Here is a 7,303-nt window from a genome sequence, read left to right on the forward strand (position 1 = left end):
CACGCCGGCCGGCGCGGAGATTCCGCGAAATTCGGCGTTGTCTCGAAACAGCAGCAGGCCGGCGGCCGATTGGGCCGCCAGCCTGTCCAGCACCGATACTCGGCGCTGTCGCCACCGTGGGCTTACTTGAGCTCGACAGTGGCACCAGCCTCTTCGAGCTGACCCTTCAGCTCTTCGGCTTCCTCCTTGGAGGCGCCTTCCTTCACCGGGGCCGGTGCGCCTTCCACCAGCGTCTTGGCCTCCTTGAGGCCCAGACCGGTGGCGCCACGGACCGCCTTGATGACGGACACCTTGTTGTCGCCGAAGCTGGCGAGCACCACGTCGAACTCGGTCTGCTCTTCGGCAGCACCGCCCTCGGCGCCACCCGCAGCGGCCGGGGCAGCGGCCACGGCGGCAGCGGCGGTAACGCCGAACTTCTCTTCCATGGCCTCGATGAGGTCAACGACCTCCATCACGGTCATGTTGGAGATGGTTTCGAGAATGTCTTCCTTGGAAACGGCCATCGTCTTGTCTCCTGGCTGATTCGTTGAGTAAAAATGTCAGCGGTCATGCGACGGGTGTCGCAGCGGCCTACTGTTTGGCGTCCTTGACTGCGGCCAGCGTGCGGACCAGCTTGCCAGGCACCTCGTTGAAGGTGGTGGCCAGCTTCTGCACTGGAGCCTGCATGGTCGCCATGAGACGACTGATCGCCTCGTCGTAGGTGGGCAGAGAAGCCAGCCGGTCGATCTCGGAGCCGGGGTATTTCTCCCCGCCCACGGCCAGCATCTTCACCACCAGGGTCTCGTGCTCTTTGGAAAAATCCTTCAGAACCCGAGCGGCCGAACCTGGATCTTCCTGCGAGAATGCCAGCAGCAGCGGGCCTTCCAGCCCGTCGCTCATGCACTCGAAGTCGGTGCCTTCCACCGCACGCTTGGCCAGACTATTCTTGACCACGCGTACGTAAACACCGGACTCGCGAGCCCTGACTCGCAGATTGTCCATCTGGCCGGCGGAGAGACCCCGGTATTCCGCGGCAAGCGCGGAATGAGCCCCATTGGCCACTTCGGCGACTTCCTGCACCATCCGCTTTTTCTGTTCCAGACTTACGCCCATCCAATTGCCTCCTGGAACGGCGGTTGGTCATGGCAGACCGGCCAAATGGCCCGCCTGCCCCCTCTAACGGTGAAACCCGCGCAGGAAACCCGTCCTGTCCCGGCTACACCGTCTACCGTCGGCGGCCCCTCGGCCTTTATGCGGCGAACCGCACCGGACGGTCTTCGACGGCCGTCTTGACGACAGCCTTCCTCGCGCCCCGGCCTCAGGCCAGCGCGCTCAGATCCACCGGCACCCCCGGCCCCATGGTCGTCGAGACCGTGGCGCGCTTGAGGTAGACCCCTTTCGAGGCGGCCGGTTTAATCTTCTGCAGGTCGCTGATCAGCGCCCCCAGGTTCTCGGCCAGGGCCTGCGGTTCAAAGTCCGCTTTGCCCAGGCTGCAGTGAATCAGCCCGCCCTTGTCGGCGCGGTAACGCACCTGACCGGCTTTGGCATTGGTGACGGCATCCGCCACGTCGGCGGTCACGGTGCCCACCCGCGGGTTCGGCATGAGCCCACGGGGGCCCAGCAACCGACCGAGTTTGCCCACCACACCCATGGCATCGGGGCTGGCAATGACCACGTCGTAATCCAGCTCGCCGCCCTGCATGCGCTCGGCCAGGTCGTCCATGCCAACGGTGTCAGCGCCGGCGGCCTGAGCGGCTTCGGCGTTGGCGCCCTGGGCGAACACGGCCACGCGGACGGTCTTGCCGGTGCCATGGGGCAGCACCGTGGAGCCGCGCACCATCTGATCACCCTTACGGGGATCAATGCCCAGATTGACCGCCACGTCGACGGATTCGGTAAAGCGCGCGGTGGCAAGCTCCTTGAGCAGTGCAAAGGCCTCTTCGGCCGGATACAACCGATCGCTGTCGATTTTCTCCGCGAACACTTTCTGGCGTTTGGTCAGCTTGGCCATGACTTACACCCCCTCCACTTCGAGGCCCATGCTGCGGGCCGACCCGGCGATGGTGCGCACCGCCGAGTCCATGTCCGCCGCATTGAGATCCGGCCACTTGGTGCGGGCGATCTCCTCGAGCTGGTCACGATTAACGCTGCCCACCTTTTTGGTGTTGGGCGTGCCGCTGCCGGACTTGAGGCCGGCGGCCTTCTTGAGCAGCACCGCGGCCGGCGGCGTCTTGGTGACGAAGGTGAAGCTGCGATCCGAGTAGGCGGTAATCACCACCGGAATCGGCAGGCCATTCTCCATCTCCTGGGTCTGGGCATTGAACGCCTTGCAGAACTCCATGATGTTCAGACCATGCTGACCCAGTGCCGGACCCACCGGCGGACTCGGGTTGGCGGCCCCGGCCGGGACCTGCAGCTTGATATACGCCGTGACTTTCTTTGCCATCGTATGAACTCCTTGAGTGGGTGATAGCGCCAGGGGCTCTCACCCTGGCTCCCCGTGGCGGTAAGCCGCCTTTACTAGGCCTTTTCGACCTGACTGAAATCGAGCTCCACCGGCGTGGAGCGACCGAAAATGAGCACCGCGACCCGCAGCCGGCTCTTTTCGTAATTGACTTCCTCGACCACGCCGTTGAAGTCGTTGAACGGGCCGTCGGTAACGCGGACCACCTCGCCCACCTCGAACAGCACCTTGGGCCGGGGCTTTTCCACCCCTTCGCGTACCCGGTTGAGGATCTGGTCGGCCTCGGCATCGGAAATCGGCGTCGGCCGACCCCGAGAGGCGCCAATAAACCCCATGACCCGGGGGACTTCCTTGACCAGGTGCCAGGTGTCATCGGTCATGTCCATCTGGACCAGGACATAACCGGGAAAAAACTTGCGCTCGCTGCGACGCTGCTGACCCTCTTTCATCTCCACCACTTCCTCGGTGGGGACCAGGATCTCGCCGAAACTGTCTTCCATGCCGGCACGCTTGATGCGCTCCTCGAGCGCCTTTTTGACCTGGTTCTCAAAACCGGAGTAAGCGTGTACGACGTACCAGCGCTTCGCCATGAAAGATCAGCCTCCAGGCCGTACCAGGGCGCCGACGCCCCACATGAAAAACATATCCATCAGCCACAACAGGATGGCGACGATGATCACCATAACCAGCACGATCAGCGTGGTCTGGAGGGTTTCCGTCCGGGTCGGCCAAACCACCCGGCGAAGCTCCTGGCGTGCCTCCTGGGCGAACAGCCAGGCATTGCGGCCCTGCGCACTCGTAAATGCAATGGACAGCGCTAGCGCCGCCACTGCCACCATGCCCAGCACCCGCACCAGCGTGCTCTGATCATCGAAGGTATAAAAACCAACCACGCCCGCCAGGAAGACGCCGACGGCCAGGATCAGTTTTGCCTTGTCGGTGCCGGAGACTTCGGTTTGTTCTTTCGCGCTCATGAACCCGCAATGGTGTTGGTGGCCGGATAAAGTGGCAGGCCAGGAGGGACTCGAACCCCCAACCTACGGTTTTGGAGACCGTTGCTCTGCCAATTGAGCTACTGGCCTGAAGTCGCTCGTGACCGACCGTCGACAAGCGAGCCCGGCAGTCTACGCCAAGCATCGGGGCAATGGAAGCCCCGATGCCTGATGCAGACCGCCGGTCCGGGAAGCGTTACTCGAGGATTTTGGAGACGACGCCGGCGCCGACGGTCCGACCGCCCTCACGCACCGCAAAGCGCAGCCCCTCTTCCATGGCGATGGGCGCAATCAGCGACACCGTCATCTGCACGTTATCGCCCGGCATCACCATCTCGGTGCCCGAGGGCAGATCACACGCCCCCGTGACATCGGTGGTGCGGAAGTAGAACTGCGGCCGGTAGCCATCAAAGAACGGCGTGTGACGACCGCCCTCGTCTTTGCCCAGCACGTAGACCTCGCACTCGAACTTGGTGTGCGGCGTAATCGAACCCGGCTTGCAGAGCACCTGACCCCGCTCCACCTCGTCGCGCTTGGTGCCGCGGAGCAGCGCGCCGATGTTGTCGCCCGCACGCCCCTCGTCGAGCAGCTTGCGGAACATCTCCACACCGGTGACCACCGTCTTGGTGGTCTCCTTCATGCCCACAATCTCCACTTCCTCGCCGGTCTTGACGATGCCCCGCTCCACACGACCGGTCACCACCGTGCCGCGACCAGAGATCGAGAACACATCCTCAATCGGCATCAGGAAAGCACCGTCCACCGCCCGCTCGGGCTCGGGAATGTACTCATCCATGGACTCCACCAGCTTCACAATCGCCTGCGAGCCCATCTCCCCACTGTCGCCCTCCAGCGCCTTCAGCGCCGAGCCCGTGGTGATCGGAATGTCATCCCCCGGGAAGTCATAGTCACTGAGCAGCTCGCGGACTTCCATCTCAACGAGCTCAAGCAGCTCGGCATCGTCCACCATGTCCGCCTTGTTCAGAAACACCACCATCGCCGGCACGCCCACCTGGCGGGCCAGCAGAATGTGCTCACGGGTCTGCGGCATCGGGCCGTCCGCCGCGGAGACCACCAGAATGGCCCCGTCCATCTGCGCCGCACCGGTGATCATGTTCTTCACATAGTCCGCGTGCCCGGGGCAGTCGACGTGCGCGTAGTGACGCGCGCCGGTCTCGTACTCCACGTGCGCCGTGGCAATGGTAATGCCGCGCTCGCGCTCCTCCGGCGCATTGTCAATCTGCGCAAAATCCTGCGCCACACCACCGTACTCTTCCGCCAGCACCTTCGTCAGCGCCGCCGTCAGCGTCGTCTTACCATGGTCCACATGACCAATCGTGCCAACGTTGACATGCGGCTTCGTGCGCTCAAACTTCGCTTTGGACACGGTGGGATCCCCCCTGCACTATGTGATCGTCTTCTAACTGGAGCCCATGGGCGGATTTGAACCGCCGGCCTCTCCCTTACCAAGGGAGTGCTCTACCCCTGAGCTACATGGGCGCTCTACTCTGGAGCGGGTGATGGGAATCGAACCCACATCATCAGCTTGGAAGGCTGAGGTTCTACCGTTGAACTACACCCGCGTACCCGCGATGTTCTTGGTGGAGGGAGGAGGATTCGAACCTCCGAAGGCTAAGCCAGCAGATTTACAGTCTGCCCCCGTTGACCGCTTGGGTATCCCTCCAAAATCAAGCCGCTAAGTTTGGGCAATCAATGCGGCAGCGTCAAGGGTGAGAGATGGAGCTGGCGAGAGGATTCGAACCCCCGACCGGCTGATTACAAATCAGCTGCTCTACCAACTGAGCTACGCCAGCACTGAAGGTGGGAGTGGAGAGATTACCGAGGTTGGCGGTGGCGGGCAATGCAGGGCATTACCCCGGAGCGCCCAGCGCCGCCAGTCCCTCCAGCACCAGATCCGGCCGCAAACGGACGTCCAGCTCCAGGTAACGGGCAATAAGGGGCGCATCGCCGCCGGTGAACACCGGCGTCAGGCTTTCGGTGGACTCGGCAAAACAGCGCCGCAGGACCGCCTGGAGACCAAGTGCCGTGCCGTGCAGGTGGCCGCTGGCCAGGGCATCCGGGGTGTTGTTGGTAAGAAATGGAGCACCGGGAGCCAGCTCCACGGCGGGCAGAGCGGGCGCCACGGCGGACAGGCCCGCCTGCTGCGCGGCCAGCCCGGCGAGAATCATGCCGCCCTGATGGGTCCCGTCGCCATTGACCACATCCACGGTAATGGCACTGCCGCAGTCGACAATGCAGGCTGGCAGATACCCTGCCGCACGGGCACCGACCATGGCCAGCCAGCGGTCGGTACCCAACTGCGCGAACTGGGGGTAGGCCACGGTAATACCGCCTCCGACCGCGGGGGTGGCCACGATGTCGGGCGCCCGTTGCCAGTTCGCCTGGAGCCAGTCGCTGAGCTGGGCACCGACCGCCCCGGGCTGCACATTAACCAACCTGACCTCAGTCGGCCGATGTGGGAGACGCGCCCACTCGGTAAATAGCAGGTCGAGCTGCTCATGGGCCACGGCTCGAGCGGCCCCAATGACTCGGCCACCCCGAGCCAGAGCCCACTTGATCCGGCTGTTGCCGATGTCCACAAGCAGTGTGCTCATTCAGCGGGCTCCGGGGATGACTGGAGCCGACACTCACCGGCATTGATGTGACGTTCTCCCTGGGCGGTGGTCAGCCGGAGGAGCCCCTGCGGTGTGATGCCGAGGACCCGGCCGCAAACCGGATGGGGTCCACCGGTGTCCACCGCCACCGTGTGGCCGGCAAGCGCATCCAGAACCGCCCAGCGTGCCGGTAGGCTGGCCCGGACGACCGCGGTATCCGTGGTCAGAGAGTCCAGGACCCCACAAGCCAGTTGCCCGACCAGTGCGGCATTCACCACCGGCCCACCGATATCCTGAAGGCCGGTTGCCGGACGCCCCAGGTCCGCCGTTTGGACGTCCGCCGCCGCGGCGTTGATCCCAACCCCCACAACCAGAACGCTACGCTGTTTTTCCACCAGGATCCCGCCCAATTTGGCGCCGTTAACCACAAGATCGTTGGGCCACTTCAGCTGGACAGGGACGCCATGGTGTGTCCTCAGCGGTTCAGCCACGGACAAACCCACCAGCAGGGGAAGGCTGCCAACCACCGGCGCCTCGGACTCCAGCGGCCATCCGACGCTGAAGTACACGCCGCCGGGCGGCGAGTGCCAGGTTCGGCCCATCCGGCCACGACCCCGGGTCTGCTGGCGCGCCCAGACCAGACAGGCCTTTCGCGGCGGATGCTCCGCCAGCCACTGGCTCGTGCTGCCGACGGACTCGAACACCTGGATATCCAGGTTCTTTGCCTGCGAGCCCAACTCGGCCTTCAGGGCAGCGATATCGTTCATATCGGCATTATGGGTATCTGGCGCCACAAAAAGAAAACCCCCGCCGTCAAAAACGGCAGGGGTTTGGGTGTAAAAACCTGGCGATGACCTACTTTCGCACCACAGCGAGGCGGCACTATCATCGGCGCTGCGCAGTTTCACTTCCGAGTTCGGAATGGGGTCGGGTGGTTCCCGCGCGCTATGTTCGCCAGGCAAACCGGTTTTCCAACGACGCTTAACCACGCCGGTGGATCAGGAACGTTGTCGATGGCATGCAGGACCGATGCCATACAGCCCTCTTGGGGTTATATGGCCAAGCCACACGGGCAATTAGTACTGGTTAGCTTCATGCATTACTGCACTTCCACACCCAGCCTATCAACGTAGTAGTCTTCTACGGCCCTTCAGGAGGATCAAGTCCTCGGGGAGATCTCATCTTGAAGTGGACTTCCCGCTTAGATGCTTTCAGCGGTTATTCCTTCCGAACGTAGCTACCCGGCAGTGCCA

9 protein-coding genes, 5 tRNA genes and 2 rRNA genes (1 of these 16 only partly in view) are annotated in these 7,303 nt (G+C 63.4%); all 16 read right to left on the bottom strand.

The features are described from left to right. Positions 1 to 122: 122 nt before the first annotated feature. On the bottom strand, positions 123 to 503 hold the full coding sequence (gene rplL / locus GJ672_RS08390; RefSeq protein ID WP_154296763.1) for a 50S ribosomal protein L7/L12: 381 nt from the start codon (positions 501 to 503) through the stop codon (positions 123 to 125). Between the two features lie 67 nt (positions 504 to 570). Continuing rightward, positions 571 to 1,092, bottom strand: coding sequence for a 50S ribosomal protein L10 (rplJ, locus tag GJ672_RS08395; RefSeq protein WP_154296764.1), 522 nt, complete (start codon positions 1,090 to 1,092; stop codon positions 571 to 573). A 205-nt stretch (positions 1,093 to 1,297) separates the two neighbouring features. Further along, positions 1,298 to 1,990, bottom strand: a complete 693-nt coding sequence (rplA, locus tag GJ672_RS08400; protein ID WP_154296765.1) for a 50S ribosomal protein L1 — start codon at positions 1,988 to 1,990, stop codon at positions 1,298 to 1,300. 3 nt (positions 1,991 to 1,993) lie between these two features. Continuing rightward, positions 1,994 to 2,425, bottom strand: a complete 432-nt coding sequence (rplK, locus tag GJ672_RS08405) for a 50S ribosomal protein L11 (protein WP_154296766.1) — start codon at positions 2,423 to 2,425, stop codon at positions 1,994 to 1,996. Between the two features lie 74 nt (positions 2,426 to 2,499). After that, positions 2,500 to 3,033 carry a transcription termination/antitermination protein NusG gene (gene nusG / locus GJ672_RS08410; RefSeq protein ID WP_154296767.1) on the bottom strand — a complete coding sequence of 178 codons (534 nt, stop codon included), beginning with the start codon at positions 3,031 to 3,033 and terminating at the stop codon, positions 2,500 to 2,502. A gap of 6 nt (positions 3,034 to 3,039) precedes the next feature. Next, complete coding sequence (secE, locus tag GJ672_RS08415; RefSeq protein ID WP_154296768.1) at positions 3,040 to 3,417, bottom strand: preprotein translocase subunit SecE; 378 nt, start codon at positions 3,415 to 3,417, stop codon at positions 3,040 to 3,042. Positions 3,418 to 3,449: 32 nt separating this feature from the next. Further along, a tRNA-Trp gene (locus tag GJ672_RS08420) sits at positions 3,450 to 3,525 on the bottom strand. Between the two features lie 106 nt (positions 3,526 to 3,631). Further along, positions 3,632 to 4,822: an elongation factor Tu gene (gene tuf / locus GJ672_RS08425; RefSeq protein ID WP_154296757.1), complete on the bottom strand. Its 1,191-nt coding sequence runs from the start codon at positions 4,820 to 4,822 to the stop codon at positions 3,632 to 3,634. A 38-nt stretch (positions 4,823 to 4,860) separates the two neighbouring features. Next, a tRNA-Thr gene (locus GJ672_RS08430) sits at positions 4,861 to 4,935 on the bottom strand. Between the two features lie 9 nt (positions 4,936 to 4,944). Next, positions 4,945 to 5,018, bottom strand: a tRNA-Gly gene (locus GJ672_RS08435). Between the two features lie 16 nt (positions 5,019 to 5,034). Continuing rightward, positions 5,035 to 5,119: transfer RNA gene (locus GJ672_RS08440), tRNA-Tyr, on the bottom strand. A gap of 54 nt (positions 5,120 to 5,173) precedes the next feature. Continuing rightward, positions 5,174 to 5,249 (bottom strand) — tRNA-Thr (locus tag GJ672_RS08445). Positions 5,250 to 5,306: 57 nt separating this feature from the next. Beyond that, positions 5,307 to 6,050 carry a type III pantothenate kinase gene (locus GJ672_RS08450; RefSeq protein ID WP_154296769.1) on the bottom strand — a complete coding sequence of 248 codons (744 nt, stop codon included), beginning with the start codon at positions 6,048 to 6,050 and terminating at the stop codon, positions 5,307 to 5,309. Continuing rightward, the gene (locus GJ672_RS08455) at positions 6,047 to 6,817 is read right to left on the bottom strand and encodes a biotin--[acetyl-CoA-carboxylase] ligase (protein WP_154296770.1); all 771 of its coding nucleotides are present in this window, start codon (positions 6,815 to 6,817) and stop codon (positions 6,047 to 6,049) included. Before GJ672_RS08455 ends, GJ672_RS08450 begins: the two co-directional genes overlap by 4 nt. A gap of 75 nt (positions 6,818 to 6,892) precedes the next feature. After that, positions 6,893 to 7,009, bottom strand: a 5S ribosomal RNA gene (rrf, locus tag GJ672_RS08460). Positions 7,010 to 7,105: 96 nt separating this feature from the next. After that, positions 7,106 to 7,303, bottom strand: a 23S ribosomal RNA gene (locus GJ672_RS08465) (it continues 2,693 nt past the right edge of the window).

It is taken from the genome of Spiribacter sp. 2438 (assembly GCF_009676705.1).
Classification (GTDB): domain Bacteria; phylum Pseudomonadota; class Gammaproteobacteria; order Nitrococcales; family Nitrococcaceae; genus Spiribacter.

Bases quoted from the DNA above. Each gene is read 5' to 3' on its own strand.
- rplA (WP_154296765.1), bottom strand. From the start codon at position 1,990: ATGGCCAAGCTGACCAAACGCCAGAAAGTGTTCGCGGAGAAAATCGAC.
- rplJ (WP_154296764.1), bottom strand. From the start codon at position 1,092: ATGGGCGTAAGTCTGGAACAGAAAAAGCGGATGGTGCAGGAAGTCGCC.
- rplK (WP_154296766.1), bottom strand. From the start codon at position 2,425: ATGGCAAAGAAAGTCACGGCGTATATCAAGCTGCAGGTCCCGGCCGGG.
- GJ672_RS08455 (WP_154296770.1), bottom strand. From the start codon at position 6,817: ATGAACGATATCGCTGCCCTGAAGGCCGAGTTGGGCTCGCAGGCAAAG.
- GJ672_RS08450 (WP_154296769.1), bottom strand. From the start codon at position 6,050: ATGAGCACACTGCTTGTGGACATCGGCAACAGCCGGATCAAGTGGGCT.
- nusG (WP_154296767.1), bottom strand. From the start codon at position 3,033: ATGGCGAAGCGCTGGTACGTCGTACACGCTTACTCCGGTTTTGAGAAC.
- rplL (WP_154296763.1), bottom strand. From the start codon at position 503: ATGGCCGTTTCCAAGGAAGACATTCTCGAAACCATCTCCAACATGACC.
- secE (WP_154296768.1), bottom strand. From the start codon at position 3,417: ATGAGCGCGAAAGAACAAACCGAAGTCTCCGGCACCGACAAGGCAAAA.